The sequence below is a fragment of the Deinococcus detaillensis genome (assembly GCF_007280555.1).
Lineage (GTDB): Bacteria > Deinococcota > Deinococci > Deinococcales > Deinococcaceae > Deinococcus > Deinococcus detaillensis.
Window position 1 is genome coordinate 40,876 of sequence record NZ_VKDB01000014.1, and the last position, 26,935, is coordinate 67,810.

The following is a 26,935-nucleotide window of genomic DNA, read 5'->3' on the forward strand; positions in this document are numbered from 1 at the left end:
ACGCCGTGAAATATCCTCCCAGTTTGGTGGCGCTGATCCGCGAACTCTCGCGCTTGCCGGGCATCGGCCCCAAAAGTGCCCAGCGCCTCGCCTTTTACCTGTTCGAGCAGCCGCGTGAAGACATCGAGCGCCTCGCCGGATCGCTCCTCGACGCCAAGCGCGAACTGCACACCTGTCCGGTCTGCTTTAACATCACCGACGCAGAACTGTGCGATGTTTGCGCCGACCCGACCAGGATGCAAAACCTGATCTGCGTGGTAGAAGAGCCCGGCGACGTGATCGCCATTGAAAAAAGCGGCGAGTACACCGGCCTTTATCACGTGCTGCACGGCGTTCTAAGTCCCATGAACGGCGTCGGCCCCGATAAGCTGCAACTCAGGCCGCTGCTGCCCAGACTCCAGAGCGGCATCGAAGTGATTTTGGCCACCGGCACCACCGTGGAGGGCGAAGCCACCGCCATGTATGTGCAGCGCCTGATTGAGCCGCTGGGCGTCGTGGTCTCGCGCATCGCTTACGGCCTGCCGGTGGGGGGAGCGCTCGAATACGCCGACGAAGTCACGCTGGGACGGGCGCTGAGTGGCCGTCAGCGGGTCAGCAAATAATCAGCAGCCAAGCCCTGCCCGCCTGCAAATGGCGGTTTTTTCATCTTCGTGCTCGATTTGGTGACACCAAGGTGAGACGTGAGCGAGTATGATGAGGCACGATGCTGGACGCCCTTAAACAATTGGTCATGGATGTAGACGGCGCTTGGGCTGCGGCTCTCGGCGGCATGGACGGTCTGCTGGTGGACGGCCACACTGAAGCCGATGTAGACCTCACTCTGCTGGTCGCCGAACATGCCGGACTGCTGCGAGCCGCCAAACAATCCTACGAACTCACCCTCTCAGGGGGCACGCCAAGCGAGTGGTTCGTGCGCGGCGAAACCCTGAGCGCTTATCTTTTGCCGCTGCAAGACTTTTTCTTGATGTTGATCCTCGACGGCCACGGCAATTTGGGCCAGGCCCGCATTTACGGCCAACAAACCCTCAGGCAACTGGAGACGTACTTATGAGCGCCCACCTGCGCGAAGTCATTGATTTGCCGGGAGTGGAGGGCGCGGTGCTGAGCAGCAGTGACGGGCTGAGCTTGGAGAGCTACGGCCACTACACCGAACTGCTCGCCGCCGAACTCACCGCCCTCAGAGCGACTTTTGAACGGGCCTCACGCTCCAGCGGACTCGGAAAAATGTCGCGGCTGGCGATCACCGCCGAGACACTGGAGATCGTGGTGGTCACGGCGGGGCCCTACCTCGCCGCCGTTGCCATGACGCGGGGCATTGACACCCGCCCCGCCCAGCAAGCACTGGCCAAGTTGGCGCTGAGCTTACCGCTCCCCGGAGCCAGCAATGCCCGTTGATCCGCTTCAGTTGGATGAAGCCCTCGGGCGCATTCTCAGCACCCGTGGCGTGCGCTACGCGGCCCTCGTCGGCCCAGACAGCAATCCACTGGGGAGCGCCGGGACCCAGCCGCCCGACGCCAGTTTCGTCAGGGCCGCGCAGGCGGTGGCCCAGAGCCTCAGCGCCACCGTGGGCGATCAGCCGCTCAAAGACTTGATGATGGACTTCGCTGACGGCCCAGTGCTGCTGACCCCCCAAAGCGACAATCTGCTGCTGGTTGGCTTTGATGAAGTCGGCAACTTGGGGCGCGTCCGGTTCGCGGTCAAGCGGGAGATCAGCAGACTCTGAACTCCAAGTGAAAAGCGGCGGCCCGTGAGTTACTGGGCCGCCGCTTCTTGACATGAGGTGAGGTTGTAGCTCAGTCCGCCGCGTCTGCGGGCGCGTACTGAAGGCGGTGCAAGCGGGCGTAGTAGCCGTTTTGCGCCAGCAGTTCGCTGTGGCTGCCCTCCTCCACCACTTGCCCGCGCCGCATCACCACGATTCGGTCGCAGTGCTCGATGGTACTGAGGCGGTGGGCGATGATGACGCTGGTGCGCCCGTGCATCACCTTGGCCAGCGCGTCCTGAATCCGCATCTCGGTTTCGGTGTCCACGCTGGCCGTGGCTTCATCCAGCACCAAAAGAATGTCAGGGTTCTGGATCAGAGCGCGGGCGAAGGCCAAGAGCTGCTTCTGGCCGGTGCTGAGGGTCGCGCCGCGCTCGCGGACTTCGGTGTTGTAGCCTTCCGGCAGTTCCATGATGAATTCGTGGACGCCCACATATTTGCAGGCCTGAATGACCCGCTCGTGGGGAATGTCGGGGTTGCTCAGCGTCAAATTGGTTTCCATCGTTCCGGCGAACAAAAACACGTCTTGCAACACCACGCCGATGTGACGGCGCAGATCGTACTGGGCCAGGTCTTTGACGTTCACGCCGTCCACGTCCACAGAGCCGCGCTGCACGTCGTAAAAGCGGCTGACCAGAGAAGTGATGCTGGTCTTGCCCGCGCCCGTCGCGCCCACCAGCGCCACGCTCTCGCCAGCCCGAATGTGCAGGTCGATGCCGCGCAGTGTCCAGCGGGGATCGTCATCGGGGGTATCCGCCGTCACTTCGGGGTCGTAAGCGAACCAAACTTTATTGAGATCGACCCGGCCTTCAAAGTGGGTCAAGGTCTTGGCGTCCGGCTTGTCCTGAATGGTCACGTCTTCGTCCAGTACGCCGAAGATGCGCTCGGCGCTGGCCATGGCCGCTTGCAGGTTGTTCATCACGTCGGCCAGATCCTGAATCGGCTGAAAGAGCTGACCCACGAAGCCGTTGAACGCCACCAGCGTGCCCAGCGTGATGCCGGAGGCCGCCAGCACCGCGTCGGGATTGCCCACGCCCGCACTCAGGAGAATGCTGCGCCCGGCGAACCACAACACCAGCGAGCTCGCCACTGCGCCGAGCAGCGCCACGGTCGGCTGAAACAGCGAAAACCAACTGACTGAATTGATGGTTGCCCGCAGCAGGCGGCGGTTCGAGCGGTCAAAGTCCTGTGAGTTGTGGTTCTCACGGCCAAACAACTGCACTGTTAGCATTCCGGTGATGTTTTCGTTGAGCTTGGTGTTGACGATGGCCTGCTGAATGCGGGTGTCTCTAAAGGCGTAGCGGATTTTGGTGCGGAAATAAGCCGAGGCGTAAAACAAGATCGGCAGCACCAAAAAGCTGATGATCGCCAGCGGCCACGACACGCTGAGCATAATCACCACGTAGGCGATAATGAGAAAGCTGCTGGTAATCAAGCTGACCAGGCCCGCCGTAATGAACTGGTTAATGGCGTCCACATCGCTGGTAACGCGGGTAATCAAGCGGCCTACCGGGTTGGCGTCGAAGAAAGCCAGCGGGAGGCGCTGCAACTTGGTGAAGATGTCGCTGCGGATGTCATACAGCACCTTCTGACCCAGATAGTTGATGACGTAGGTGGCGGCGTAGCGCATCAAAAAGTCCAGCACGCGCAAACCGAGAAAGAGCAGCGCCGCGTTCAGCAGCACTTGAAAAAGCGCTTGCCGGGTGGCCAGATCGCTGCCTGCCGTCAGCACCCTCGGCCCCAGCGCGTGGTCGATGGCGTAGCGCTGAATCAGCCCGTAAAGCGGCGCGGCCACCGAAAACACGAAGGTGGTGATCAGCGCAATCACGGCCAATTTGGTGTAGGGGCGCAGGTAGTTCAGAATCCGGCGGGTGAGATTCGCGTCGAACTCCTTGAGAAAGGCCTCGTCGGGTTGGGTCATGCCTTCACCTTTTCAGTGCTGAGCGGTTCACCGCTGGGTTTGATCTGGGAAGCGGCTTCAGTCAGGGCGTCTCTAGCCAGTTTGCCTTCGTCTTCACTTTTCAAATCGCCCTCTAGGCGCTGCTGGCGGTCTAATTCGGCATAGTGACCGCCGAGGGCCAGCAAGTCCTCGTGGCTGCCCTGCTCCACGATCTGGCCGCGCTCCATCACGATGATGTGATCGGCGTGGCGCAGGGTGCTGACGCGGTGGCCGATCAGCAGCACGGTGCGGCCCTGCTGAACTTGGCGCAGCCCACTGAGAATCCGGCTTTCGGTTTCGGTATCCACCGCGCTCATGGCGTCGTCGAGCACCAGAATGCGCGGCTCACGGGCCACCGCGCGGGCCAGAGCGGTGCGCTGGCGCTGGCCACCCGACAGGGTCACGCCGCGCTCACCCAGCGTGGTGTCGTAGCCCTGCGGGAACCGCTCGATTTCGCTGGCCAGTCCGGCGATCTCCGCCGCCGCACGGACACGGTTCATGTCGGGCTGGCGGTCATCGGGCGGTGGAGCTTTCGATTTCAGCACGCTGATGCGGGTCGGGATCGGCGCGTAGTTGGCGTTGTCGAGGCCGAAAGCCACGTTGGAAGCGATCGTATCGGAAAACAAGAACGGCTCCTGAGGTACGACGGCCACGTTTTCGCGCAGCACTCTAAGCGGAATGCGCCGCACGTCCACGCCGTCTACCCGCACCGTCCCGCTGCTCACGTCTACGAGGCGCGTCACCAAATTGCCCAGCACGGTTTTGCCGCTGCCGGTGGGGCCGGTGATACCCAAAGTTTGACCTGCCGGAATCTTCAGCGACACGTCTCTAAGCACCTGCTGACCGTCAAAGTTGAGGCTGACGTGGTCAAACTCGATCTCGCCCAGAACGGACTTGATACTGGAATCGGTGCGCCCGTCGTCTCTGATGAACGGCTGGGCATTGAAGATGTCTTGGAGGCGGCCCCACGACGCCGAGCCGCGCTGAAGCATGTTGGTGATCATCCCGATGCTGAGCATGGGCCAGGCCAGGCGGTCGAGCACCAAGGCAAATTGGGTAAATTGCCCCAGCGTCAACGGGCTGCCCGGCACCAACCCCAGGATCATCCGGCCGCCGTAAATCAGCACGATCACGTAGGCCAGCCCCATCAGGAGGCTCATGGAGGCTTGCAGCGGCCCTTCCACGGTGGTCAGACGCAGCGCCCGCTTAATCAGTTCGCTGTTGAGGCTTTTGTATTCGGTGATCTCGCGGTCTTCGATGGCGTAGCCTTTCACGACTCTCGCACCCGAAAAGTTTTCCTGCGCTTTGGCCGAGATGACGCTGTTTTGCTCCTGCACCGCCACGTAGCGGGCGCTGATGAGCCGGGCCAGCATAAACAAAACCCCGATAATGACTGGAAATACCACCAGCACAGCCAGGGTCAGCCGCCACGACAAGCTGAAAAACCAAAAGAAACTGACCACGAAGCTGGCAACCACGCTGGAAAGTTGCCAACTGCCAAAGCCGATCATTTCGCGCACCGCCGAGAGGTCGCCGGTCAAACGGTTCATCAAGTCGCCAGTACGGGCGCGGTCAAAGTAGTGTTTGTCGAGGCCGGAGAGGTGGGCGAACAGATCGCGGCGCACCTCGTATTCGATCTGGCGGCTGGCATACACGATCAGCCGCCGCACCAGCACCATCAGCCCGCCGGACACGACCACCGACAGCACCGCGCCCAGCGCGTAGAGCGCCACCTGCCCCGCCGTGATGCCAGCCGTGGCCGGATTGGTGTCGGCGGCTCCGGTCAGGCCGTCAATGATGAGGCGGGTAAAATAAGCCGGCAACGTGACGGCCGTTCCCGCGCCGAAAACGGCCAGCGTGCCGAGGAAGAATTGACGTTGGTGCAGCTTCAGGTACGGCCAAAGGGTGGACAGGGTATTCAAAAGTGACCTCAGGCAAATCTGGGAGCGGAAGAAAACGGCGCGAAACACGCGGCGGACGCCAGCAGCTCAGGCTAAGCAGCCCGGGCCAAACGGTATAGTCTACGCCGCTCTGCCGCCGGGTAAATAAGCCATTTGGCGCAGTTGAGGCAATGGTAAAGCTCTCCAGAAGGGAACAGTCCATTCGGGCTGTGCTGCCTCACCTCCGCTGCCCACCCAACAGCCTGAGAAGTCGGAGGTCCGAGCCCTGAGCTAATCCGCTCCTAAGCAGCCGGGATCACGGCCCTTTGTGAGCGACTAAAAGTAAACTCTTGGGCCGCAAAATTTGCCCGCACGGCAGGCGGTTGAGCTCAGCTTTTCCCTCGTGCCACCTCCAACCTCACACCCGGCAGAATTGATTGACTTGACACTTTCCAAAGGCGGGTGCTACTATCTCCAACCGGAAGTAAGACGGCCAAAAGCCGCTCAAGCAACCGCGCTCAGGCAGAGAATCACCCCTCTGAGCAGGAGAGGTGCCACCCTAGCTCAACTGGTAGAGCACCCGACTTGTAATCGGAAGGTTGTCGGTTCGATTCCGATGGGTGGCTCCATGTACAAGTCTCCATGCAGCAGTCGCCGAGCCGCTCCCCGGCAAAGCGAAAAGTTTGGGTAGGTGGCCGAGTGGTTAAAGGCGACAGACTGTAAATCTGTTCACGTAAGTGTACGGCGGTTCAAATCCGCCCCTGCCCACCATCTGCGGGAGTAGCTCAGTTGGTAGAGCGTCAGCTTCCCAAGCTGAATGTCGCGAGTTCGAGTCTCGTTTCCCGCTTTTCCTTTTTTGAGTTTTAGTTTCAAGCAGTGCTTTCAGCCCCCTGCTCTTGTAGCTCAGTGGTAGAGCACTCCCTTGGTAAGGGAGAGGTCATCAGTTCAATCCTGATCAAGAGCTCCAGTAAGAATGTTTGGCCCGCACCTTTACTCGAAAGAGCTTAGCGCGGGCCGAATTTCCATGACTTTATTTCGAGCAGCGCGGTTTAAGTTTCTGCTTTACCGGAGGAACCACCATGGCAAAAGGAACGTTCGAGCGCAACAAGCCCCACGTCAACATCGGCACGATTGGTCACGTCGATCACGGCAAAACCACCCTCACCGCCGCCATCACCTACACAGCCGCCTCAATCGACGCCAGCATCGAGACCATGCGCTATGACCAGATCGACAAGGCCCCCGAAGAAAAGGCCCGTGGCATCACCATCAACACCGCCCACGTCGAGTACTCCACTGCTGCGCGTCACTACAGCCACGTGGATTGCCCCGGTCACGCCGATTATGTCAAAAACATGATCACCGGCGCAGCCCAGATGGACGGCGCGATCTTGGTCGTGTCGAGCGCTGACGGCCCGATGCCCCAGACCCGCGAGCACATCCTGCTCGCCAAACAAGTCGGCGTGCCCCACATTGTCGTCTTCATGAACAAGGTCGATATGGTCGACGACGAGGAACTTTTGGAACTCGTCGAGATGGAAGTCCGCGAGTTGTTGGGCCGTTATGATTTCCCCGGCGATGATCTTCCCGTCGTCAAGGGTAGCGCTCTGCGCGCGCTAGAAGTCCTGACCGCCACGCCCAAAATGGCACGCGGCACCGACAAGTGGGTCGACAATGTCTGGGAACTCCTCGACGCCGTGGACAGCTACATCCCCACCCCTGAGCGCGACACCGACAAAGCCTTCTTGATGCCGGTCGAAGACGTGTTCACCATCACTGGACGCGGCACGGTCGCCACCGGCCGTGTCGAGCGCGGCATTGTCAAGGTTCAGGACGACGTCGAGATCATCGGCCTGCGCGATCTGCGCAAGACCACTGTCACCGGCATCGAAATGCACCGCAAGCTCCTCGATTCCGGTATGGCGGGCGACAACGTCGGCGTGCTTTTGCGCGGCGTGGCCCGTGACGACGTGGAACGCGGCCAGGTGTTGGCCAAGCCCGGTTCGATCAAGCCGCACACCAAGTTTGAAGCCAGCGTTTACGTGCTCTCGAAAGACGAAGGCGGACGCCACAGTGCATTCTTCGGCGGCTACCGTCCTCAGTTCTACTTCCGCACGACCGACGTGACGGGCGTGGTGGAACTGTCCGAGGGCGTGGAAATGGTAATGCCCGGCGATAACGTGACCTTTATCGTCGATCTGATCAAGCCGATTGCCATGGAAGAGGGCCTGCGCTTCGCCATCCGCGAAGGTGGCCGCACCGTCGGCGCGGGCGTCGTCACCAAGATCGTGGAGTAAGCCAGCACAACGTTCCTCAAGCGGGGGCAAGCCAGTATGCTTGCCCCCGCTTGTTTCGTTATAATTCTCACAGATGCCGAATGTCCCTTCTCTGGCCGACTGGCCGCAATCGCTTGAGCGCAGCGGCAACGCCGTCGCCCTACTGGCCAGCGGCCTCACCGAAGCCGAAGCCCGCTGGCGACCTCAGCCGGAAAGCTGGTCGGCACTCGAAATCATCAATCACCTTGCCGACGAGGAAAGTGCCGATTTCCGCACCCGGTTCACTCTGCTTATCAAAGCGCCGCAGGAAGCCTGGCCCAAAATTGATCCGCAAGGCTGGGCGCGGCAGCGGCGCTACAACGCACGCAGCTTGGAAAGTTCCATCGAGCGATTTTTGGAGGAGCGGCAAGCCTCGCTGCGCCAGCTCCAAGCCTGGCCGGAACCGGACTGGGCCGTGAGGCACGGCAGCCTCAGCGCCGCCGACTTGATAGCGTCGTGGCAAGCCCACGATCTCTTGCACCTGCGCCAGCTGGCCCAGCTGCGCTATCTCTATTTGGAAGCGTTGGGCCTGAATATCAGCTACGCGGGCACTTGGCCGGGGCTAGTGCGCCCAGAGGAAACCGTAAGCTAAACTTCCAGCTTGACCAAATAGCTTCAGCGCGATCAGGCCACATTTGCAAAGGCTTGAGGCCCGCACAGTTCATCCAAATGAGCGCGAATGGGACGACCTGGCAGAGCTTTTCCTAATTTGCTCGGCGCATGCCAAATCTTTGATTTGAAAAGCGACGGGAGCCCCCCGCGCTTATCAGCACGCGAAAAATCGACTGAGCGTCGGAGACTTTCCAACGGGCTTGCCCAGCCTAGAAGGTGGCCGAGGCTAGACAGCCGCGCCCCCAGCACCGTATACTCGTGAACGTTGTCTGCCCTACGAGCAGGCTTTCACCAGTACGCCGCCGCTGTGATTTTGGGTCGGACACTGGGAGTTCGCAAGGTTGGCCCGCCCAACACCGATAAGCAGCATGCTGATTGGCAAGAGCGGCGCACGACCTCCGGACGACAAGGAGAACGAGCATGGCCAAAGACGGACCGCGCATGATTATCAAGATGGAAAGCACCGCTGGAACGGGCTTTTACTACACCACCACCAAAAACCGCCGCAACACGCAGGCCAAACTGGAACTCAAGAAGTACGATCCAGTCGTCAAAAAGCATGTTCCCTTCAAGGAGAAAAAGGTCTGATCTCGGCTGGCCCACCTGATGGTGAGTCACGCAAGGACAGCTCCTTTTTCCGCCATTCTTTGAGGTGAGGTCATGAACATCGTGCAGTATTTCAAAGACGCCCAGGGCGAACTCTCGCGGGTGACTTGGCCGAGCCGTGAAGCGGTATTCGAAGGCACTCAAGCGGTGCTGATCTTCGTGATCGGCCTGACCTTGATCGTCTTCGCCCTCGATAAGGTCTTCGGCATCCTGATCAAATTGGTGTTGCCATGAGCATCGAGTGGTACGCCGTTCACACCTATATCGGCCAAGAAGAACGGGTCGAGAGAACGCTGATGGAACGCGCCCGTAAGTTAGGGATGCAGGGTACCAAGATTTTTCAGGTGTTGCAGCCCAGCGAAAAGGCCGTCGAGCTGCGCGAAGGCGGTAAGAAAGAAACCGTCGAGCGCTTGCTGTTTCCCGGTTACGTTTTCGTCCAAATGGATATTGAAGACGACGACTCGCCCGGCGAACTCGGCGAGAGCTGGGAGACGGTACGCAACACCCCCGGCGTCACCGGTTTTGTCGGCACCACCACTTATCCGGTGCCGCTCTCGCAAGAAGAAGTGCAGCGCTTACTGGTTTCGGTGGGCCTGACCCAGCAAACCGAGGAAGCGCCTACGCCGCGCATCAAGGCCGATTTCAAGGCGGGCGACATGGTGCGCGTCACGGCTGGCCCGTTTGCCGATTTCAGCGGCGTGGTCAGCGAAGTCAACATGCCGCAGGCCAAGGTCAAAGTGCTGGTCAGCATCTTCGGGCGCGAAACGCCGGTTGAGCTCGACTTCTCGCAGATCAGCAGATAAGCCGCTCAGCACTAGCCAAGCCGCCTCAAAATCCGTAAAATAAAAAAGTTGCTGCCAAATCCCCTCCCCCGGCAGAACTTAGCGCCAGCACCCCTCAGAGCAGCACCAGGGGGAGCTAAGGAGAAGAAATGAAGAAGATCACCGGCATCGTGAAGTTGCAGCTTCCGGCAGGCAAGGCCACCCCGGCCCCGCCCGTCGGCCCCGCGCTGGGTCAGTACGGCGCGAACATCATGCAGTTTACCAAAGAGTTCAACGCGCTGACGGCCGACAAGGGTGACGCGATCATCCCCGTGGAAATCACCATTTTCGCCGATCGCAGCTTTACCTTTATCACCAAGACCCCGCCAATGAGCTACCTGATTCGTAAAGCTGCCGGACTGAGCAAGGGCAGCGCCACGCCCAACAAAGCCAAAGTCGGCAAGCTCGACTGGAACCAGGTCTTGGAAATCGCCAAAACCAAAATGCCCGACCTCAACGCGGGCAGCGTCGAAGCCGCCGCCAACACGGTCGCAGGCACAGCACGCAGCATGGGCGTGACCATCGAGGGAGGCCCCAATGCCTAAGCACGGAAAGCGCTACACAGCGCTCATCGGTAAAGTCGACCGCAACAAGCAGTACACCATCAGCGAAGCCGCTGAACTCGTCAAAGAACTGGCCACCGCCAAGTTCGATGAAACCGTGGAAGTTCACTTCCGCCTCGGCATTGACCCGCGCAAGAGTGACCAAAACGTGCGCGGCACGGTGGCGCTGCCGCACGGCACCGGCCGTAATGTGCGCGTGGCCGTGATCGCCAAGGGTGAGAACGTGGCCGCCGCCGAAGCTGCAGGTGCGGACGTGGTCGGCAGCGAAGAGCTGATCGAGCGCATCGCGGGCGGCTTCATGGACTTCGACTCGGTTGTGGCAACCCCCGACATGATGGCCCAAGTCGGTCAGAAGCTGGCCCGTTTGCTGGGGCCGCGCGGCCTGCTGCCCAACCCCAAGAGCGGCACCGTCGGCACCGACGTGGCCGGCATGGTCAAGAGCCTCAAGGCCGGGCGCATCGAGTTCCGCAATGACAAGACCGGCGTGATCCACGCGCCAATCGGCAAGGTCAGCTTTGAAGGCGGCAATATCAGCGAGAACTACCAAGCGCTGATCAGCGCCCTCGAAGGAGCTAAGCCCGCCAGCGCCAAAGGCGTCTACTTGCGCAGCGCTTTCCTGACCAGCACCATGGGGCCGAGCATTCCCCTGACGCTGAGCACCCAAGCGCAGTAATACCCAATCTTCAGCACCCCGGTGCATTCAGGCACCTCTCAATGTTCGCGGCACCTTAGACAGCGGGTATCTTTGCCAGGGTTTTGACCTCACGGTTAAAAGATTTAAATCCACCCGCCGAGTTGTCTGGAACGCCTCTGGGCACCGGACATCCTTGTTTTCCGATTTCATTCGAGTTGTATGACCAGATAAGGAGGTTCGCAACTATGCCGAACCAACGCAACCAAAACATTCTGGCCTCGCTGAAGGCTTCCTTAGAAGGCGTCGAAACGTTTTTCGTCGTCGACTATCAGGGCCTCAGCGCTGGGCAGTTGGGCGCACTCCGCAAGCAAGTGGTGGAAAAGGGTGGGCGCATTATTGTCGCCAAAAACTCCCTGATCAACCTGGCGCTGGGTGAAACCGATTTCAGCGACGCCCTCAAAGGGCCGAGCGCTATCGTGGTGGCCCAAGACGACGCCGCTGGTGTGGCCAAAGCGCTGAGCGACGCGGCCAAAGCCAACGACAAAGGCATCCCGACCATGAAGGCGGGCTTCCTTGAAGGCAAGCGCGTTGACATCAGCGTGGTCGCCCGTATCGCCTCGCTGGGTACTAAAGATCAGCTCTACTCCGAGCTGGTTGGCGTGCTGGGCGCACATCAAAGCAACTTCGTGGGCATCTTGGAAGCCTACAAAGCGCAGCTCGAAGAAGCTGCCGCTTAAACTGCGCTTTCCTCTTCCCTCTCATCAAGTTTTACCCTCAATTTAAAGGAGTCCTACCATGGCTTTCAACAAAGAGCAATTCCTCGACGATCTGTCCAACATCACCCTCCTCGAACTGGCCGACCTGATTGACGCCATCAAAGAGAAGTTCAATGTGACCGCTGCTGTGGCTGTCGCCGGCCCCGCTGCTGGCGCGGCTGCCGTCGAAGAGAAAACCGAATTCGACGTGGTGCTGATCGACGCTGGTGCCAGCAAGATCAACGTCATTAAAGAAATCCGCGCCATCACGGGTCTGGGCCTCAAAGAAGCCAAAGACCTCAGCGAGAAGGGCGGAGCACTCAAAGAAGGCATCAACAAAGAAGAAGCCGAGAAGCTCAAGGCCCAGCTCGAAGCCGCTGGCGCTAAAGTCGAACTGAAGTAAGGCCCCTTAACCGGGAGTGCAGCCCTCAGCCGAAAGGTTGGGGGTTTTTTGTGGTTCACGGTTTCAAGCTTTTACTCGTTTCCAGATTCTCCAACCACGGGCCGCAGCAACACACCGCAGCGTTTCCCCTTGAGCGCATAGATTGGGATGGGATGAACTGCAAACGTCATCCCAGTACTTATCAACGACCAGTCTCCCATTATTTTCCAAACAGATTCTGGGCCTGAGTAGCTAGCAACTCAGTGCAGCGCGTTCAAATCTTCGCGGGTGGGAGCATACGCGCCTGCGTGCGAGCAGGCCACCGCCGCTGCCTTGAGGCCCATCTGGAGGTGATCTGTCCAGAGGGAACCAGGCTGTTCGGTGGCGCTGACCAAAATGCCGGCACACAGCGCGTCACCCGCGCCCACCGTATCGGCCACCGTGACCAGCACCGTCGGCAGATCGACGCGGCCCGACGAGTGGTACAAACTCGCGCCCAGCGCTCCACGGGTCACGATGATTGGAGCGCGGGGATTGAGGCCCCGCAAGTAGCGCAGGGCGTCGTCTTCAGATTGGCCGGCAAAGAAAAAAGCCAAATCTTCATCGCTGAACTTGAGCAAGTCAGAGCGCTTGACCACCGCTTCAAACACCGGCAAGTAGGCCGGGTTGCGGTGAACGATGCGGGCATTGGGATCGAAGCTGATTTTGGTGCCCGCCGCCCGCGCATTTTCGATCAGGCCCAGCAGCGTGTCGGCCAGCGGCCAGCGCACCAAGCTGATGCCGCCGACGTGCAGCCAGCGGGCCGATCCCAGCCAGCCGTCCGGCAGGTGGGTCGGGTCAAACATCAAGTCGGCGCTGTTTTCACCCAAAAAGCGGTAAGCCGGTGGGTTGGCCGAATACACCACTGCCATCAGCGTGGCCGCCGGAAGCCGCTGCAAGAAACGCGGATCAAGACCTGCTTCCAGCGAGGCCCGTACCAAATCGTCACCGAAGTTGTCTTGCCCGACTGCGCCCGCAAACGCGCTCGGCATACCGAGACGGGCGCAGGCACGGGCCACATTCCACGCTGCGCCGCCGGGGTGGGCCGTCCACTGGTTGCCGCCAGCAGTCACGAGGTCGGTGAGGGCTTCTCCCGCGCTGACGATGAGGGGCAAAGAGTGATCGGACAAACCGGCGTAGGTGGAAAAGTCGGGGCGGGTCATTGGAGATTAGAGTACCATCTTGCAGGCGTTCGGCAGGCGCTTTTGGGTTGCCCCCCACTGCGCGGCGTCTTAGAGCAACTTGGCTTTTTGCAGTTCTTCTTGCAGGCTCCGCAGATTCTTATTGGCCAGTGCCAGGTCGGTGATGCGTGCTTTGGCTTGGGCTTTACCCAGCAGTTCAGGCAAGAACTGGAGTTGCTCGGCAGCCTGCTCGTACTGGTCACGCCCACGCTTGGCAATCAGCTCGGCGGCGAGTTGTAGCCGGATTTCAGCCGCTCTGGCTCGGTACTGCGGCACTTCACCGAGACGCTGCGCGAGGTCTTCACGCACTCGACTGGTCAAGGTGCCGATTCCCACACCCGGCAGATGAGACAAAACCACAAATTCGGCGTAACGGCCCTGATGAAGGCGGTCGTACTCTTCCGCTTCGCTGAGATCGTGATCGCCTTCGAGCAGGAGTCTTAACAGCTGGGCGTTGCCCAAGCCCCTCAAGTTGGGACGCTGCTCAAAGGCTTTGAGCGCTTTTTGCCAGTCTTTGGCCCAATCTAAGCTCACCGACTGCGCCAAGCGTTCCCACTGCAGCGCAGCACTTTCAAGCAGACCGTCAAAGGCCAGTTCGAACGCTTTTTCGCGGCGCTGGGTGGCGGCGTAGCGGCTCAGCAACCAGTGGTGTTCGGGCGTCAGTCGGCCAGCCATGCGCGGCTGATTCAGGCGAAAGGTCAAAATCTGCTCCAAGATGTCTTCGGCGGCGTGGTGCTCAAACAAGCTGAACAGCGGCTCCAACGGTGCATGCGGCTTGGTTCGGTTAAAATAGTCAATCAGTTTTCGGCGTTGGATTTCGTTGGATGCGCTCGCTAAAAAATACTCGGCAACTTGGGCATCGTCACCTTTGGAAATCAATAAGGCCTCGCGCTGAGCAGGCGTTTGCTGCGCTGCCGGAATGAGATGCAGGAGCGCTTTGGCATACAGCCCTTGGTCATATCCGGAAGGCGGGGACTTATCGTGTACCCGTTGAAGGCGTGAAACCAGCGTCTTATATTCGGCTGGGAGCAATTCAGCGGCGAAGTCAGCCAACTCGTCACTGTGAGCCAAAGGCCAAAGACTTCTCAATTTCAACACGAAGTCAACAGCTTGGTGGCGGGCCGCCTCAGGTAACTTCTGTTCGCTGACCAAGCTCAAAATGCCTTCCAGCGAGCCGCCCAAAGCATCTCCAAACGGCTCACCGTATGGCTCAGCCCAGCCGCACATGGCCGCGTCAATCTGCTCCATCATTTCCAGATATATTGCCAGCGCCTGCTCGGGTTGGTCTTCCCACAACACGTCGGCTTCGTCCAGCACACTGTCCAGATCCGAGGTGTCCAGGCCGTCGTTGTAATAATCTCCACGCTGCCGCGAAGCCTCTCTCTTGAGCTGCATAAAGAGCGCCGCGACTGAAAGAGGCTGGGCTGTGATCGGCGCGGCAGGGCCAGTCATCTGTTCCAAGAGGAAGCGCAGTTCGGGCGCGGCCCGCAAAAGCTGCCCGATGACGCCCCTGAGTTGCTCGGCGCTGAGCGGCTTCAGCACCACAGCTAAAGCGCGAAGTTGCTGAAAATCTGCCTTGGATTCGCTGAAGCGGGTCAGGAGCGCCGCCACATGTTTACACCCGCCCCTCCGGCCCACCGGACACGAGCAGTCGGCTTTGGTGACTTTGCCGCCGCACAGCACAGCGCTCACTTGATAAGTCTCGGTGCCGTAAGCCGTGCCGCTGAGTTGCCAGCCGGTCTCTAGCGGCTCAGCGGTCAAGTCGTCCAAGTGGCGCACATATGAGCGGCCTTTTTTGACTTCACCGACCCCGGACCAAGTTTGGACGGCGGCGGCATTCAAAGGGGGCAACTGGGGAGCAGCGGCAGGCATTGACCATGAGTTTAGCGCTGTTTGGGTGGGAGGGAGAACTTGACGCCGTGCAGATCTCTGCTCGTGCTTGATGTTTCCAACGCTACGCTACACGAATGCACCTAATTTTTACTTTTGCTGGTTCTTTCATCCTTATTGATCACGGTTAGACTTTGCAGGTAACAGCAAGCGGCCCACCTCCAACTCAGAAGGCAGGCCGCTTTTCTTAAACTGAATTAGACTTCCAATTCTTTTTTGGTAATGAACGGCATCTGATCTCGTAGTTCCTTGCCGACCACTTCCAACGTGTGGGTTCGCATTTTGCCGCGTTGCTCGTTCATGTACGGAAAGCCCGATTCGGCATCGGCAATGAACTTCTCGGCGAACTTGCCGCTTTGAATATCGGTCAGCACATCTTTCATGGTGGCTTTGGTGTCCGCCGTGATGATGCGTGGCCCAGTCACATAATCGCCGAACTCGGCGGTGTTGCTGATGGAGTGGCGCATGCCTTCAAAGCCCTTCTCATAGATCAAATCGACGATCAGTTTGACTTCGTGCAGGGTTTCAAAGTAGGCGATTTCGGGTTGATAGCCCGCTTCCACGAGGGTTTCAAAGCCAGCTTGGATTAGGTGGGTCACACCGCCGCACAACACGCTTTGCTCGCCGAAGAGGTCAGTCTCGGTTTCTTCCTTGAAGGTGGTTTCAAGGACGCCTGCACGGGTGCCGCCGATGCCGCGTGCGTAGGCCAGCGCAATCTCGCGGGCGTTACCACTGGCATTTTGCTCCACGGCGAAAATGCTGGGCATCCCCGCGCCATCAGCGTAGACGCGGCGCAGCATGTGACCGGGGCCTTTGGGAGCGACCAGAAAAACGTCCACATCGGCGGGAGGCTTGATCCGGCCAAAGTGGATGTTGAAGCCGTGCCCGAAAGCCAGCGCCTTGCCTGCACTCAGGTTGGGTTCGATGCTCTCGGCGTAGGTTTTGGGCTGGTTCTCGTCGGGAATCAGCAGCATGACCACGTCGGCTTCCTTCACCGCGTCCTCGATGCTGGCAACGCGCAGACCGGCTTGCTCGGCTTTGGCCTTGCTGCTGCTACCGTCGCGCAGACCGACGACCACGTTAAGGCCGCTGTCACGCAGGTTCTGAGCGTGGGCGTGGGCCTGTGAGCCGTAACCGATGATGGCGATCAATTTGTCTTCGATGGGGGTCAGTGAAACGTCTTTGTCGTAGTACATTTTTGCGGCCATGTAAATCTCCTTATGGGTTCTGGTGGCTCAGCGCTGTTCTGCTGCGGACAAAGCCAGCGGGCAGCGGCGGGCGGAAAAGCAATAGTAAGAACTATAGGGCTTAGAAAGTGAAAGGGAGCGGGGTGTTCTAGGGGAGAGCTGAGGAGGGGCAGCGTCAGTCGACTTGTTTTCTGCCCTAACCGCAAGCCCACTCAAAACATGTTGTTGACTTCCCGCGCCTTACCCTCACGCGGCGCACTCTGCAGCACCGGCTGGAGCGTTTCCGTCTCGCCGTCGTGATAGATGTGGCTGGGAATGTCGGCGTTACTGCCGCGCGTCAGGGCGATCCGGCCCGTGCGCATGGTTTCCAGAATGCCGAACGTCCGCATCTGTTCGATAAAAGCGGTGATTTTGCCTTCGTCGCCGGTCACTTCGAAGGTCAGGGCGTGGTGTCCGGCGTCCACGATCCGGGCGCGGAAATCCTCGGCCATCTGGCGAATTTCAATGCGGCGCTCAGTGTTTTCCACCCGCACTTTAACCAGCACCAACTCGCGGTCAACATATTTTTCCAAGCTGTGGTCAATGATTTTGACTACGTCATGGAGCTTGTCGAGTTGCTTCATGGCTTGCTCGACCACGCCCCTGTCTCCGCTGACCACAAAGGTCATCCGCGAGACGCCGGGCATTTCGGTCGCGCCCACTGACAGGCTTTTGATGTTGTAGCCGCGCCGCCCAAAGAGAGACGTGATGCGGGTCAGGACGCGGGGTTCGTCGCGCACCAGCGCCGAGACGAGGTGGTCGGAAACGGGCTGAAGCGGTGAAGTCATTGGCTGGCCTCCGTGCTGATTTCGGTGTTTGCTGCGCTGGCCATCACATTCATTTTGTCACCCAAGTCCGGCACTTTGACCGGCTCGTTTTCGATCATCTCGTAGAGCGCCGCGCCCGCCGGAACCATCGGGAAAACGCCGTGTTCGTTGGGCACCACCACTTCCAGCAGGCCCGAGCCGTCGTGCGAGAGCCAAGCGTCGATGGCCGTCTCCAAGTCGGCGCTGTTGTCGGCCCGCCAACCTTTAATGTTGTAAGCGTCGGCCAATTTGAGGAAATCAGGGTTGGAGTCGCCCAGATAGACTTCGCTGTAGCGCTTTTCGTGAAACAGCTCCTGCCACTGGCGCACCATCCCCAAGTAAGAATTGTTGATGATGCAGATTTTGCAGTTGCGGATGTCGTATTTGGTGAGGGTGGCAAGTTCTTGGGACGTCATTTGAAAGCCGCCGTCGCCAGCAATCACGATGCTCTGCACGCCGGGTTCGGCCATCGCCGCGCCGAGCGCCGCCGGAAAGCCGAAGCCCATCGTCCCCAGGCCGCCGGAAGTCAGCCAGCGGCGCGGCTTTTCAAAACGGGCCAGCTGAGCGGCCAGCATCTGGTGTTGGCCCACGTCGGTGGTCAGGATGTCGTCGGGACGCAGTCTGGCCACTACTTGCCGCACCGCCTGAGCCGCGCCCCAGGTGGTCGGGTGTTCGCCACGCATTTTCCATTCGTCGATTTGGGCTTGCCACTCCGGCACTTCAAACGGCACTGCGCCATCGGTCAGGGCAACGGCGGCCTGCTTGGCGTCCGACTTGACCGGCAAGTGGGCACGCACGATTTTGCCGATTTCGGCGGCGTCGAGGTCAACGTGAATGATCTGGGCGTTCGGCGCAAAGTCTTTGACGCGGCCCGTCACGCGGTCGTCGAAGCGCAGCCCGAAGCCGATCAGCACGTCTGCCTGCGAGATGGCGTGGTTGGCGGCGACGCTGCCGTGCATGCCGGGCATGCCCAACCACAGCGGATCGGACGCCGGAAACGCCCCGAGGCCCATCAGCGTGGTGATGGTGGGAATTTGCCATGCCCGGGCAAACTCGGTGATTTCTTTGGACGCGCCCTGCGAGCCGCCACCGACCATCAAAACAGGCTTTTTGGCCGTCTTGAGCAGTTCGCAGGCCGCGTGGATCGCTTCTGGGCGCGGGCTGATGGCTTCGGGGGCGGCCTGCGGTTTGACCAGTTTGCCAGTGAACGCCGCGAGTTGCACGTCTTTGGGAATATCCACCAGCACCGGGCCGGGCCGACCCGAGCGGGCGATCCGAATCGCTTCGGCCACGATGGCGGGCAGTTCGTTGGGATCAGTCACCACGTAGTTGTGCTTGGTGATCGGCAAAGTGATGCCGGTGATATCGGCTTCCTGAAAAGCGTCGGTGCCCATCAGGTGCCGCGCCACATTGCCGGTAATGGCTAGGAGCGGCACATTGTCCATCATGGCGTCGGCGAGTCCGGTAACCAAGTTGGTCGCGCCGGGGCCAGAAGTGGCGATGCACACGCCGATTTCGCCGGTGGCCTTGGCCCAGCCTTCGGCGGCGTGAATCGCGCCTTGCTCGTGGCGGGCCAGCACATGGCGCACTTCGGGATAGTAGGTCAGGGCGTCGTAGACCGGCATGATCGCGCCGCCCGGATAACCGAACACCGTGCTGATGCCGTGCGCGGCGAGGGTGGCCCACAGCGCCTTGGCTCCGGTCATGTCCTGCATCTCCTGATGTTCTTGCTGCTCTGGGTGCTGCTCTGGTCGATCTGCGTCCGGCTGGGTCATGCGCCCTTCTCCTCGTCCTACCTGTCCCCTATCCAAAAAATCCCCCGCCCTGGGTGTGGGGCGGGGGCTTCTAGCGTCACGCAGGACTTAGCGCCGACAACCCCCGGAGCCAAGAAGTACTACCACAATGTTAGCTGCGCCTGCGTACATGCTCATCAGGGTACGCGCTGGGGAGAGGCGGCGTCAACAAAAATCTAGTCAAGGTCAGGTCACGGTCAAGGCAGGCAGGGCCAAACAGAGCAACACGCTCACAGCTTCTTGGCCTGCGGATACTTCATGATCGCTTCGTCTTCAGTCAAAAATTCGCCCTCGGCGTCGGGACTCCAGATGACTTCGGCGCGGATCAAGTCGCCGGGATTGACGGCAGAAATGGCCTGCAAAGCTGCCCGGACTTCAGCCGCGTCGGTGGCTCCGGCGGGCGGCAACTGCGCCAAGCTCTGCGCCGCCACGCCCAGCGTCACGACCAAGTACAATTCGCCCACGTCTTTTTTGAAAGTGTAGTCGGCTTGGTGCTGGTAGCCGGTGCGCGGGTCTTTGTTTTGGTAATTGCTGGTGGTCTGATCGGTGAAGGCGGCGCGGGCTTGGGTCGCCCACGCGCCGAGTTGAGCGTCGGCGCTGCTGGCACTGCCCTGAGCACGCTGCACGTCGCCGTAAGTCCAGCGCTCGGGGTGTCTGAGGACCACCAGAGCCGCTTCCTGAAGCATCTGGGTCAGCCCGGCGTCGGTATCGGGATCGCCGCTCTGGGCCACCGCTTGCAGGGCGCGTTTGACATCGTCGCCCTCGGTCATGACGACTTGCACCATCACCGTCTGGGCGTTGCCGCTCATGCTGCCCAGCAAGCCGCCGCCCATCACTCCGCGCCCCGAAGCTGCGCTGCGGCGCATCACCAAAAACACCACCAAAACAATGCCGCCGATCAGCAAAATGGGAAGCAAGCTCAGGCCGCTGCCACCGCCGTAACCGCCGCCGTATCCCCCACCGTAGCCGCCGTTGTTGATGATGACCGGCCCACGGTAACCGCCGCCGCTGTACCCGCCGCCTGAATAACCGCCGCCGCCCCGACTGGAGCCGCCGCCAAAACTGCCGCCACTGGACGAACCGCCGCCGCCGCCGCTGGAGCGCCCCCCGAAACCGCCGCCGGACTGGGCCCAAGCGAGGCCGCCCAAAGCGAGCAGACCGAGCAGCAGCGTGACTTTGAGCAGGCGTTGCCAGTGGTGGAGATACGCAGCAAAAGCAGAAAACATCGAAGCGGAATTGGGCATAGCCAACAGTTTAGAGCGAGTTGGGGCAGGGTGAGACGTGAAGGCCAGGAAACGGTCAATAACAGGGTCAGTACAGCGCCCCGCTTTCGGCTGGCCCCAGCTCGAACTTGCTGAAGGTCACGGTAAAGCCGCCGCGCTGGGGCGAGCAAGCGTAGACACCCACCTTTGCGGCGAGTTCCGGTGGAAAGTAAGCCAAACGCAGGAGCGACCACTCGGTTTCCCGTGCTTCTTCAGTGTAAAAGCAGCGGCTTTGCACGCTCACCGCGTCGCCCCGCCGGGTCAGCTTGAGATCAAAAAAGTCAGGCATGCCTACCGGGCGCACGCTCCAATCGCTGAAGCTGTGCGTGACCACGGCGCTGAGCTGCTGCTGGCCGACAAATTCTACGCCCGCCTTGATCCACTCGCGCTCATTGGCACGCAGCATCAAACCCGCTTGGTCGTACAGCGCTTGATACTGACCGCGCACCCGCACCTGCACGCTGAATTCCTGCGGCGCAGGCAGAGCAAAAAAGTGGCCGTTGTCATGGGTGAAGCCGTAATGGGTCTGCCGCCAAAAGTCGGTGTCGGGGGCGGTTTCGACCTCAAGTTGAGTGTTCTCTAGGTGTGAGCGCGGCGGCGGGTTGAGCCAAGTCAGTGTTTGCCAATCGGTCATCGGTGCGGCCAGCATACACGGCGGGTAGACTACGGGCATGGAACGAGAATTGACGCCGGAAGCCTTCAGCGCCTTGCTGGAGGGTTTGTATGAACGAGACGACCGCTTGGAGCTGCGCCAAGAAGGCGAGGTTTATCCGCGCAGTGAAAAAGTGGACGCTTATATCCTCAGCGGCCACGCCGAAGCGCTGCAAAGTGTGGAGTTTGACGGCGACCTGTGGGGCACGCTGGAAGATATAGACGAGCAGGCCGCTGACGAGGACGAGGCGTGGGCCAAAATTCGGGCTTTTTACCTTGACCGGGGAAACTTGCTGCTGCGGCTCGGCGCGGGTGAGGAGTGGATTTTCAACGAAAGCTTGGCTCGGCGCATCGGCCTGCTGAGTCCAGACAGCCACGAGTAAAGGTCAACGCTACGTCAAGTCCGCCTGAACGCCCGCTCATCCACAAGATGAGAAATCGGCGCTAAGGTAGGTTATGTCTCAACGTAACCAACACCGCTTTCCCGTCAAACGTTTTATTTTGCTCGGCGCACTGATCGGCGCAGGCGTGTACTATCTCAGCCGCGAACAAAACCGCAAGGCGCTCGACAACAAGCTGGCCGAGCTCGGCATTAAAGACGCCGCCAGCGACGTGGCCAGCAGCGCCTCTAAAGGCTTTGAGCAAGTCAAAGAAGCGGCCAAAGACGCCGGAGCCACGATCGCCGACAAAGCCGCCGACGTCAAAGACGCTGCCCAGCGCAGCACTGAAGAAGGCAAGGAAGCCGCTAAAGACGCTCTGCAAGACGTCTCCAAAGCTGTCCAAGACGCCGCCGCCAAAACCCGTGACGCCGCGCAAGACCTTGGCGCACAGGTTAAAGACAGCGCCCAGAGTGTCGCGCCGCAGGTTAAAGCCGCTGCTCAGGACGCGGGCAAAGCGGTGGCTGACAAAGCCAATGAAGTGAAAGACAACGCCCAAAAAGCCGTCAGCGGCGCTCAAGATACGGCGCAGGACAAAGCCCAAGACCTCAAGCGAGAGGTGAAAGCGGCCGCCGACGCCACCAAGACGACGGCGCAAAATGCCGCCGAAGATGCCAAGAACACCGCCCAACAGCTCAACGCCGATGCCAAAGACAAAGTGCAAGACGTGAAGGCTGACGTCAAAACGGAAGCTCACGACACTGGCAAGGACATTCGCGCCAACATCCAGAACTTGGCTCAGGCCACCAAAGACAAAGCGCAAGACGTCAAAGAGGATGTCAAAGACCAAACCCGCAAAAACTAAAACGTTGTAAAAGAGCTGTTCAGACGAAAGGAGCCTGTTGCTTAGGCTCCTTTCGCCTTGCTTTCTCACCGCTCAAGCCAAGTCCATTAGACTGGCCGGCATGTCGCTCCCCTCCTCCCGCTTGGCCGTCATTCACACCGGCGGCACGATTGCCAGCCGCCCCGATCCCAGCGGCGCGGGCCTGACTCCGCAGCAAGCGCCGCAAACGCCGATTTCGCCACAGATCCGCGTGGACGACGTGCAGGCCTTCAACTTGCCCAGCCCGCATATCACGCCCGCCCATATGGAAACGCTGCGCGGCTTGATCGAAGACCTCGCGCCCGATTACGGCGGCCTGGTCGTGACCCACGGCACCGACACGCTGGAAGAAACCGCCTTCTTCTTGCACCTGACGCTCGGCACACCGGCTGGCGTGGTACTGACCGGCAGTATGCGCCACGCCGAGGAGCTGAGCTGGGACGGCCCCGGCAATTTATATGACGCGGCGCAGGTGGCCCTCAGCCCCCAGACGCGGGGGCGCGGCCCGCTGGTGGTGTTCGGCGGCGACATTTTTGACGCCCGAACCGTCACCAAAGTGCATACCACGGCGGTGGACGCTTTCGGAGGGTATCCCGGCCCAATTGGGCGCATAGACCACGGGCCAGTCGGAGCGGCGCTGCATTATTTTGCTCGCCCCGAGCCGCGTCCGCTTTACCGCCCAAGCCGGGTGGACGCCCGCGTGGAAGTGCTGTACGCCTACGCCGGGTGGCGGGGCGAGGGCTATGCACAGGCCGCCGAGCGGGCCGACGGCTTGGTGATCGCTGCGCTGGGCACCGGCAATTTGCCTGCCGAGTTGCTGCCTTTAATCGAGCAAACCTGCGCCCAGACGCAAAAGCCCGTCATCATCGCCACCCGCACCCACGCCGGGCCAGTGCTGCCGATCTACGGTTACGCGGGCGGCGGAGCCAGCTTGCTGCGGGCCGGAGCGATTCCCGCCAGTTTTCTGAACGCCCACAAAGCCCGCATTTTGTTGGTGGTGCTGCTGGGCATGGGACTGGGGCGAGATGAAATCGCGGAGGTGTTCGGGCGATTTTGAGGGGCGTTTCAAAGCCACTTCCCCCTTCCCCGCACTACGAGCCGCTCTTGCCCCACTTAAACGGACTGAAATTGGTGTGGCGGTCAAACACGTCCACGCCCTCGGCCCGCTTGAGGAAAGAGACGACGGCGTAGGTGACCGGCGTCAGCACCACTTCCAGGCCGACTTTGTAGAGATAATTGAACAGCACCAAGCCCCACAGCACGTCGCTGGGCAGCACGCCCCAGAAGGCCACCAAGCTGAACACCAGCGTGTCGGCCCCCTGCCCCACCAAGGTGCTGCCGATGGTGCGCGTCCACAGCCAGCGCCCGCCCGTCAGCAGTTTGAGGCGGGCCAGAACATACGAATTGAGAAACTCGCCCACAAAAAAAGCCAAGGTAGAGGCCAGCAAAATGCGCGGCGCGAAGGCAAACACCACGCCGAATGCGCCTTTGGTCGGGCTGTCCACGCTCTCGGACAGGGACGCCACCAGCGCAAAGGTGAGGGTCGCCAGCATATTCATGGCCAGCCCAAACCAGATCACGCGGCGCGAGCGGGCGTAGCCGTACACTTCGGTGAGCAGATCGCCGAAAATGTAGGTCAGCGGAAACAAAATGGTGCCGCCATCAAAAGCCGGTTGCCAAAAGCCCAGATTGACGGTGGCGGTTTTGGTGCTGGCCAAGTTGGAAACAATCAGCACCACCGCGAACAGCGCCAAAATGAGATCAAAATACTTAAAACGGGTCGGTTGTGCATTCGAAACTGGCTCACTCAACTTCTGGTCGCTGGACATGCGGCCCTCCTCGTGCGGCAAACTCGCAAAAAGGCGAGCGCCAAGGCGCAGTGTAGCGGGCCAGTTGAGGCTTGACCAGTTCCGCTTTGCCGAGCGCTGACCACTCGCTGCGCCGGCATGTCAACATAAAAGCCATGACCGCGCCTCCCCTTTCCTTTTCTGCTGATCTGGCTCGCCACTCCCTCCTGACACGCGGCCAACGCATTCGCACCACGCTGGGCGTTTTGATTGGGCTGTACATTCTGATCGGCGTGCTTTCGCTGGGCATTCTCGGCATTTTCTGGGGATTTTCTGGCCCGTTCTGGAAAGAACTCGAACCAGACCCAGGCAGCCTCAAAAGCTTCATCAATTGGATTTTGGGCGGCAGTGTCTTGGTGTCTGCCGCCTTTTTCGTGTTGTATGTGCTGGCGCTTCTGGCGGCCCGGCGGGCCATTGCCAGCGTGCAGACTTACGCGCTGAGTGGCCAAACAGGCTCCGCCGCCAGTGACGCCCGGCGCTTCAACAAATGGCTGAGCGCTTGGCAGTGGTGGACACTGATTTCAGCCATTTTGAGCGTGTCCCTCGTGCCTTTTTTCATAGGGTGGGCGGCAAAGCTCGATCCGGCCACCACCAAAACCTTGGGGAGCGCCGAGCTGAGCGTGGTGGCCATCAGCGGCGTGCTTCAGGCGCTGCCCACCGTCGTGCTGACTTGGCTGGTGCTGGCCAGCATCAAGCGCTTTTTCGCGGCAGTGGCGCTCCACGCGGGCGGCAGTCGGCAGCCGGTCACGCCGGTGGCCAGCGCGGCGGGCGGCTGGCTGATCTTTACCATCGTGGTTTTGGCGCTGGGGCTGACCGCTTTGGCGTTCTTCACCTTGCTGGTGGCTGCTCTCGGCACTCTCCCCAAAATGTTCGCGCAAGACGCCAGCTTCGGCGTCGACCCAGCCACATTTAAGAGCGCGTTCGGCGGCGTAGCCGTGCTGCTGCTGCTGAGCGCCGTGCTGTACGGGTTCTTGATTGCTCTCACGGCTTGGTCACGCGGGTTTGCGCTGAACGCGGCGGCCCTCCTCGACGCGGCGCGGCTGGGCGGCGAGCGCAGCGCCGCTTCTCTGCCAATGAACGAGGGGATTGATCCGTGGAAGACTTCGATCACACTCTCCAAATCAGACGATTGGAACGGGCGGTGAGTTCGGTGGAGTGGAATGGGAGGCGTCTTCTCCAAATCTGAGCCACTCGGACACCCCCGATGCGGCACAATAGCAGCCATGATTCACCGGCCTCTGCCCGCTTTTTTGCTGCTTTCTCTGAGTCTTCTCAGCGCCTGCACTTCCACCACCACGCCGACCCCCCCTACCGGAAAAACCACTTCCCCACCGGTTGCCAGCGGCGACGACGTGCCGACGGTGGCGCGGGCAACCCGGCCCGCCGCGCCCAACTGTGCCGTGCAGAGCCTCGCCTCACAGGTGGCGGGCGGCGACCTCGCCAAACTGAGTTACGCCAACCTCTGGCCCACATTAAGGACGCAGGCCAGCGCCAGCACCTTGGCCGGGCTGCTGCTGGATACCCGCACGCTCATCAATGCCAAGTATTACGGCTTCAGTGCAGTGGATTTGCAAGCGCTTCACGAAACGTGGGAAGCCAATTTGCGCAAAACCTTCGGCAATTTACAACAGGCCGTCCCCAGCGCCGCCGATCCCCTGATGGCGCAGTACATTTCGGCCGTCAACGACGACCACACCTTTTACCTGAGCCCGGCCAGCTACCAAGCCTTCAAAAATCAGGGCAGCGGCTCGCCCACCCCTACGCCCAAGTTCGGCTTCCGGTTTGCAGCGGTGCCGGGTGAAGACGGCGCGGTGCTGATTGACATTGACGCGGGCACCCCTGCCGCCGCCGCCGGATTACAACGCGGCGACACCATTTTGAGCGTGAACGGCGTAGCCCTGACGCGCAGCAGCAGCGACGACAATGCGGCAGCCAGCCAGTATTCAAGCGTTCTCGCGGCAGCCATCACCCGGGGCGGCAGCGTCACGCTGGGTATTCGGCGCGGGGCCACCCCCCTGAGCATCGCCGTAACGCCGAGTATCGTTTCCAGCAGCTCCGTACCCTCAGGCCGAATGCTGGGCAGCACCTACTTGCTGCGGCTGCCCTCCTTTGCCACCGCAGGCACCGCCCAGCGGGTGCACGACTTGGTGCGGGCCGCCCAAAATGCCGGAGCGAAGAGCCTGATTCTCGATTTGCGCGGCAACCGGGGCGGCTTGGTCAGCGAGGCCACCGGCGTCAGTGCCGCTTTTGCGCCGAAACTGGCAGGGCAAACCTTGGAGTTCATCGACGCGCAGGACTTGACCTTTTTTTACAACGCCCGGAGTGGTCAGGTCGCGGGGCGCGGGGTGTGCTTGAAGAACACCGAAACGCTGACGACCATCCAAAATCCGGCTCTGTGGACCGGCAAGCTGGCCACGCTGGTCAACGCCGACAGTGCCAGCGCCAGCGAGGTCGTCACCGAGACGCTGCAAAAAGCGGGAGCGAGCGCTTTTGGTGAAGTCACGGTGGGCGTGGGCAACACCGCCACCACCATCAGTGACCTCGGTTCCGGCAACCGGGGGCTGAGCGTCACCATTGCCCGCAGCCGCGCCTTGGACGGCCAGTATTTGACCGCCAAAGTCGCGCCGAATGTGGCGGTGAGCGATGATCTGAAAGCGCTGGCTCACGGGGATGATTTACCGCTGGAAGCGGCTTTGAATAAAGTTCAGTAACAC

The 26,935-nt window shown here is 60.6% G+C and carries 28 protein-coding genes and 4 tRNA genes; 22 read left to right on the top strand and 10 right to left on the bottom strand.

Annotated elements, in window-relative coordinates; genetic code table 11:
* Positions 1-5 precede the first annotated feature (5 nt).
* The 4 genes from recR to FNU79_RS12425 all read left to right on the top strand — a co-directional run bounded on the left by recR (position 6) and on the right by FNU79_RS12425 (position 1,723).
* Complete coding sequence (gene recR, locus FNU79_RS12410) at positions 6-602, top strand: recombination mediator RecR (RefSeq protein WP_143721147.1); 597 nt, start codon at positions 6-8, stop codon at positions 600-602.
* Between the two features lie 101 nt (positions 603-703).
* The gene (locus FNU79_RS12415; RefSeq protein WP_124867466.1) at positions 704-1,051 is read left to right on the top strand and encodes a roadblock/LC7 domain-containing protein; all 348 of its coding nucleotides are present in this window, start codon (positions 704-706) and stop codon (positions 1,049-1,051) included.
* The gene (locus tag FNU79_RS12420) at positions 1,048-1,395 is read left to right on the top strand and encodes a roadblock/LC7 domain-containing protein (protein ID WP_143721148.1); all 348 of its coding nucleotides are present in this window, start codon (positions 1,048-1,050) and stop codon (positions 1,393-1,395) included. The genes FNU79_RS12415 and FNU79_RS12420 overlap by 4 nt, the downstream gene beginning before the upstream one ends.
* Positions 1,385-1,723 carry a roadblock/LC7 domain-containing protein gene (locus FNU79_RS12425; RefSeq protein WP_143721149.1) on the top strand — a complete coding sequence of 113 codons (339 nt, stop codon included), beginning with the start codon at positions 1,385-1,387 and terminating at the stop codon, positions 1,721-1,723. Before FNU79_RS12420 ends, FNU79_RS12425 begins: the two co-directional genes overlap by 11 nt.
* A 70-nt stretch (positions 1,724-1,793) precedes the next feature.
* Here FNU79_RS12425 and FNU79_RS12430 read toward each other — a convergent pair whose 3' ends face one another.
* Together FNU79_RS12430 and FNU79_RS12435 are read right to left on the bottom strand one after the other, a co-directional pair.
* A complete protein-coding gene (locus FNU79_RS12430; protein ID WP_143721150.1) occupies positions 1,794-3,680 on the bottom strand; it encodes an ABC transporter ATP-binding protein in 1,887 nt (628 codons plus the stop codon).
* Positions 3,677-5,620: an ABC transporter ATP-binding protein gene (locus FNU79_RS12435; protein WP_143721151.1), complete on the bottom strand. Its 1,944-nt coding sequence runs from the start codon at positions 5,618-5,620 to the stop codon at positions 3,677-3,679. Before FNU79_RS12435 ends, FNU79_RS12430 begins: the two co-directional genes overlap by 4 nt.
* A 511-nt stretch (positions 5,621-6,131) precedes the next feature.
* Here FNU79_RS12435 and FNU79_RS12440 point away from each other — a divergent pair.
* From FNU79_RS12440 to rplL, 13 genes are all read left to right on the top strand, one after another.
* A tRNA-Thr gene (locus tag FNU79_RS12440) sits at positions 6,132-6,207 on the top strand.
* A 56-nt stretch (positions 6,208-6,263) separates the two neighbouring features.
* Positions 6,264-6,349 (top strand) — tRNA-Tyr (locus FNU79_RS12445).
* Between the two features lie 3 nt (positions 6,350-6,352).
* A tRNA-Gly gene (locus FNU79_RS12450) sits at positions 6,353-6,425 on the top strand.
* A 45-nt stretch (positions 6,426-6,470) separates the two neighbouring features.
* Positions 6,471-6,545, top strand: a tRNA-Thr gene (locus FNU79_RS12455).
* Between the two features lie 112 nt (positions 6,546-6,657).
* Positions 6,658-7,875 (top strand): elongation factor Tu, encoded by a 1,218-nt coding sequence (gene tuf / locus FNU79_RS12460; protein WP_143721152.1) that lies wholly within the window; start codon positions 6,658-6,660, stop codon positions 7,873-7,875.
* Positions 7,876-7,948: 73 nt separating this feature from the next.
* Positions 7,949-8,485 carry a DinB family protein gene (locus tag FNU79_RS12465; protein ID WP_143721153.1) on the top strand — a complete coding sequence of 179 codons (537 nt, stop codon included), beginning with the start codon at positions 7,949-7,951 and terminating at the stop codon, positions 8,483-8,485.
* A gap of 440 nt (positions 8,486-8,925) precedes the next feature.
* On the top strand, positions 8,926-9,093 hold the full coding sequence (gene rpmG / locus FNU79_RS12470; protein WP_143721154.1) for a 50S ribosomal protein L33: 168 nt from the start codon (positions 8,926-8,928) through the stop codon (positions 9,091-9,093).
* A 72-nt stretch (positions 9,094-9,165) separates the two neighbouring features.
* Positions 9,166-9,345 carry a preprotein translocase subunit SecE gene (secE, locus tag FNU79_RS12475; RefSeq protein WP_124867452.1) on the top strand — a complete coding sequence of 60 codons (180 nt, stop codon included), beginning with the start codon at positions 9,166-9,168 and terminating at the stop codon, positions 9,343-9,345.
* Complete coding sequence (nusG, locus tag FNU79_RS12480) at positions 9,342-9,914, top strand: transcription termination/antitermination protein NusG (RefSeq protein ID WP_143721155.1); 573 nt, start codon at positions 9,342-9,344, stop codon at positions 9,912-9,914. Before secE ends, nusG begins: the two co-directional genes overlap by 4 nt.
* Positions 9,915-10,042: 128 nt before the next feature.
* A complete protein-coding gene (rplK, locus tag FNU79_RS12485; protein WP_124867448.1) occupies positions 10,043-10,477 on the top strand; it encodes a 50S ribosomal protein L11 in 435 nt (144 codons plus the stop codon).
* The gene (rplA, locus tag FNU79_RS12490; RefSeq protein ID WP_124867446.1) at positions 10,470-11,168 is read left to right on the top strand and encodes a 50S ribosomal protein L1; all 699 of its coding nucleotides are present in this window, start codon (positions 10,470-10,472) and stop codon (positions 11,166-11,168) included. The genes rplK and rplA overlap by 8 nt, the downstream gene beginning before the upstream one ends.
* A 206-nt stretch (positions 11,169-11,374) precedes the next feature.
* On the top strand, positions 11,375-11,866 hold the full coding sequence (gene rplJ, locus FNU79_RS12495) for a 50S ribosomal protein L10 (RefSeq protein WP_143721156.1): 492 nt from the start codon (positions 11,375-11,377) through the stop codon (positions 11,864-11,866).
* Between the two features lie 58 nt (positions 11,867-11,924).
* Complete coding sequence (gene rplL / locus FNU79_RS12500) at positions 11,925-12,287, top strand: 50S ribosomal protein L7/L12 (protein WP_143721157.1); 363 nt, start codon at positions 11,925-11,927, stop codon at positions 12,285-12,287.
* Between the two features lie 239 nt (positions 12,288-12,526).
* On the opposite strand, the gene FNU79_RS12505 is transcribed toward rplL, so the two are convergent.
* The 7 genes from FNU79_RS12505 to FNU79_RS12535 form a co-directional block, all read right to left on the bottom strand.
* The gene (locus FNU79_RS12505) at positions 12,527-13,468 is read right to left on the bottom strand and encodes a carbohydrate kinase family protein (RefSeq protein ID WP_143721158.1); all 942 of its coding nucleotides are present in this window, start codon (positions 13,466-13,468) and stop codon (positions 12,527-12,529) included.
* Positions 13,469-13,537: 69 nt separating this feature from the next.
* Complete coding sequence (locus FNU79_RS12510) at positions 13,538-15,358, bottom strand: SWIM zinc finger family protein (protein WP_143721159.1); 1,821 nt, start codon at positions 15,356-15,358, stop codon at positions 13,538-13,540.
* A 215-nt stretch (positions 15,359-15,573) separates the two neighbouring features.
* Positions 15,574-16,584, bottom strand: coding sequence for a ketol-acid reductoisomerase (gene ilvC, locus FNU79_RS12515; RefSeq protein ID WP_143721160.1), 1,011 nt, complete (start codon positions 16,582-16,584; stop codon positions 15,574-15,576).
* A 191-nt stretch (positions 16,585-16,775) separates the two neighbouring features.
* Positions 16,776-17,390: an acetolactate synthase small subunit gene (gene ilvN, locus FNU79_RS12520; RefSeq protein WP_185974702.1), complete on the bottom strand. Its 615-nt coding sequence runs from the start codon at positions 17,388-17,390 to the stop codon at positions 16,776-16,778.
* Positions 17,387-19,114 (bottom strand): biosynthetic-type acetolactate synthase large subunit, encoded by a 1,728-nt coding sequence (gene ilvB / locus FNU79_RS12525; RefSeq protein WP_143721192.1) that lies wholly within the window; start codon positions 19,112-19,114, stop codon positions 17,387-17,389. The genes ilvN and ilvB overlap by 4 nt, the downstream gene beginning before the upstream one ends.
* Positions 19,115-19,431: 317 nt before the next feature.
* Complete coding sequence (locus FNU79_RS12530; RefSeq protein WP_225430052.1) at positions 19,432-20,445, bottom strand: DUF1517 domain-containing protein; 1,014 nt, start codon at positions 20,443-20,445, stop codon at positions 19,432-19,434.
* 67 nt (positions 20,446-20,512) lie between these two features.
* Entirely contained in the window at positions 20,513-21,136 is a 624-nt protein-coding gene (locus FNU79_RS12535; protein WP_225430053.1) for a DUF1349 domain-containing protein, read from the bottom strand.
* Here FNU79_RS12535 and FNU79_RS12540 point away from each other — a divergent pair.
* From FNU79_RS12540 to FNU79_RS12550, 3 genes are all read left to right on the top strand, one after another.
* On the top strand, positions 21,135-21,497 hold the full coding sequence (locus tag FNU79_RS12540; protein WP_143721161.1) for a hypothetical protein: 363 nt from the start codon (positions 21,135-21,137) through the stop codon (positions 21,495-21,497). The genes FNU79_RS12535 and FNU79_RS12540 overlap by 2 nt on opposite strands.
* A 73-nt stretch (positions 21,498-21,570) precedes the next feature.
* A complete protein-coding gene (locus FNU79_RS12545; protein WP_185974703.1) occupies positions 21,571-22,356 on the top strand; it encodes a hypothetical protein in 786 nt (261 codons plus the stop codon).
* A 100-nt stretch (positions 22,357-22,456) separates the two neighbouring features.
* Positions 22,457-23,431, top strand: a complete 975-nt coding sequence (locus tag FNU79_RS12550) for an asparaginase (protein WP_143721162.1) — start codon at positions 22,457-22,459, stop codon at positions 23,429-23,431.
* A gap of 34 nt (positions 23,432-23,465) precedes the next feature.
* Here the strand turns inward: FNU79_RS12550 and FNU79_RS12555 are convergent, their stop codons facing one another.
* On the bottom strand, positions 23,466-24,203 hold the full coding sequence (locus FNU79_RS12555; protein ID WP_143721163.1) for a queuosine precursor transporter: 738 nt from the start codon (positions 24,201-24,203) through the stop codon (positions 23,466-23,468).
* A gap of 71 nt (positions 24,204-24,274) precedes the next feature.
* Here FNU79_RS12555 and FNU79_RS12560 point away from each other — a divergent pair, with 71 nt between their 5' ends.
* Together FNU79_RS12560 and FNU79_RS12565 are read left to right on the top strand one after the other, a co-directional pair.
* Complete coding sequence (locus tag FNU79_RS12560) at positions 24,275-25,366, top strand: hypothetical protein (RefSeq protein ID WP_143721164.1); 1,092 nt, start codon at positions 24,275-24,277, stop codon at positions 25,364-25,366.
* Between the two features lie 78 nt (positions 25,367-25,444).
* On the top strand, positions 25,445-26,932 hold the full coding sequence (locus tag FNU79_RS12565) for a S41 family peptidase (protein WP_185974704.1): 1,488 nt from the start codon (positions 25,445-25,447) through the stop codon (positions 26,930-26,932).
* The last annotated feature ends 3 nt before the right edge of the window (positions 26,933-26,935 follow it).

Coding starts and splice junctions, on each gene's coding strand:
- FNU79_RS12415 (WP_124867466.1), top strand. CDS start 704: ATGCTGGACGCCCTTAAACAATTGGTCATGGATGTAGACGGCGCTTGG.
- FNU79_RS12420 (WP_143721148.1), top strand. CDS start 1,048: ATGAGCGCCCACCTGCGCGAAGTCATTGATTTGCCGGGAGTGGAGGGC.
- FNU79_RS12425 (WP_143721149.1), top strand. CDS start 1,385: ATGCCCGTTGATCCGCTTCAGTTGGATGAAGCCCTCGGGCGCATTCTC.
- FNU79_RS12430 (WP_143721150.1), bottom strand. CDS start 3,680: ATGACCCAACCCGACGAGGCCTTTCTCAAGGAGTTCGACGCGAATCTC.
- tuf (WP_143721152.1), top strand. CDS start 6,658: ATGGCAAAAGGAACGTTCGAGCGCAACAAGCCCCACGTCAACATCGGC.
- FNU79_RS12465 (WP_143721153.1), top strand. CDS start 7,949: ATGCCGAATGTCCCTTCTCTGGCCGACTGGCCGCAATCGCTTGAGCGC.
- rpmG (WP_143721154.1), top strand. CDS start 8,926: ATGGCCAAAGACGGACCGCGCATGATTATCAAGATGGAAAGCACCGCT.
- secE (WP_124867452.1), top strand. CDS start 9,166: ATGAACATCGTGCAGTATTTCAAAGACGCCCAGGGCGAACTCTCGCGG.
- nusG (WP_143721155.1), top strand. CDS start 9,342: ATGAGCATCGAGTGGTACGCCGTTCACACCTATATCGGCCAAGAAGAA.
- rplK (WP_124867448.1), top strand. CDS start 10,043: ATGAAGAAGATCACCGGCATCGTGAAGTTGCAGCTTCCGGCAGGCAAG.
- rplA (WP_124867446.1), top strand. CDS start 10,470: ATGCCTAAGCACGGAAAGCGCTACACAGCGCTCATCGGTAAAGTCGAC.
- rplJ (WP_143721156.1), top strand. CDS start 11,375: ATGCCGAACCAACGCAACCAAAACATTCTGGCCTCGCTGAAGGCTTCC.
- rplL (WP_143721157.1), top strand. CDS start 11,925: ATGGCTTTCAACAAAGAGCAATTCCTCGACGATCTGTCCAACATCACC.
- FNU79_RS12505 (WP_143721158.1), bottom strand. CDS start 13,468: ATGACCCGCCCCGACTTTTCCACCTACGCCGGTTTGTCCGATCACTCT.
- FNU79_RS12510 (WP_143721159.1), bottom strand. CDS start 15,358: ATGCCTGCCGCTGCTCCCCAGTTGCCCCCTTTGAATGCCGCCGCCGTC.
- ilvC (WP_143721160.1), bottom strand. CDS start 16,584: ATGGCCGCAAAAATGTACTACGACAAAGACGTTTCACTGACCCCCATC.
- ilvN (WP_185974702.1), bottom strand. CDS start 17,390: ATGACTTCACCGCTTCAGCCCGTTTCCGACCACCTCGTCTCGGCGCTG.
- ilvB (WP_143721192.1), bottom strand. CDS start 19,114: ATGACCGGAGCCAAGGCGCTGTGGGCCACCCTCGCCGCGCACGGCATC.
- FNU79_RS12530 (WP_225430052.1), bottom strand. CDS start 20,445: ATGCCCAATTCCGCTTCGATGTTTTCTGCTTTTGCTGCGTATCTCCAC.
- FNU79_RS12540 (WP_143721161.1), top strand. CDS start 21,135: ATGGAACGAGAATTGACGCCGGAAGCCTTCAGCGCCTTGCTGGAGGGT.
- FNU79_RS12535 (WP_225430053.1), bottom strand. CDS start 21,136: ATGCCCGTAGTCTACCCGCCGTGTATGCTGGCCGCACCGATGACCGAT.
- FNU79_RS12545 (WP_185974703.1), top strand. CDS start 21,571: ATGTCTCAACGTAACCAACACCGCTTTCCCGTCAAACGTTTTATTTTG.
- FNU79_RS12550 (WP_143721162.1), top strand. CDS start 22,457: ATGTCGCTCCCCTCCTCCCGCTTGGCCGTCATTCACACCGGCGGCACG.
- FNU79_RS12555 (WP_143721163.1), bottom strand. CDS start 24,203: ATGTCCAGCGACCAGAAGTTGAGTGAGCCAGTTTCGAATGCACAACCG.
- FNU79_RS12565 (WP_185974704.1), top strand. CDS start 25,445: ATGATTCACCGGCCTCTGCCCGCTTTTTTGCTGCTTTCTCTGAGTCTT.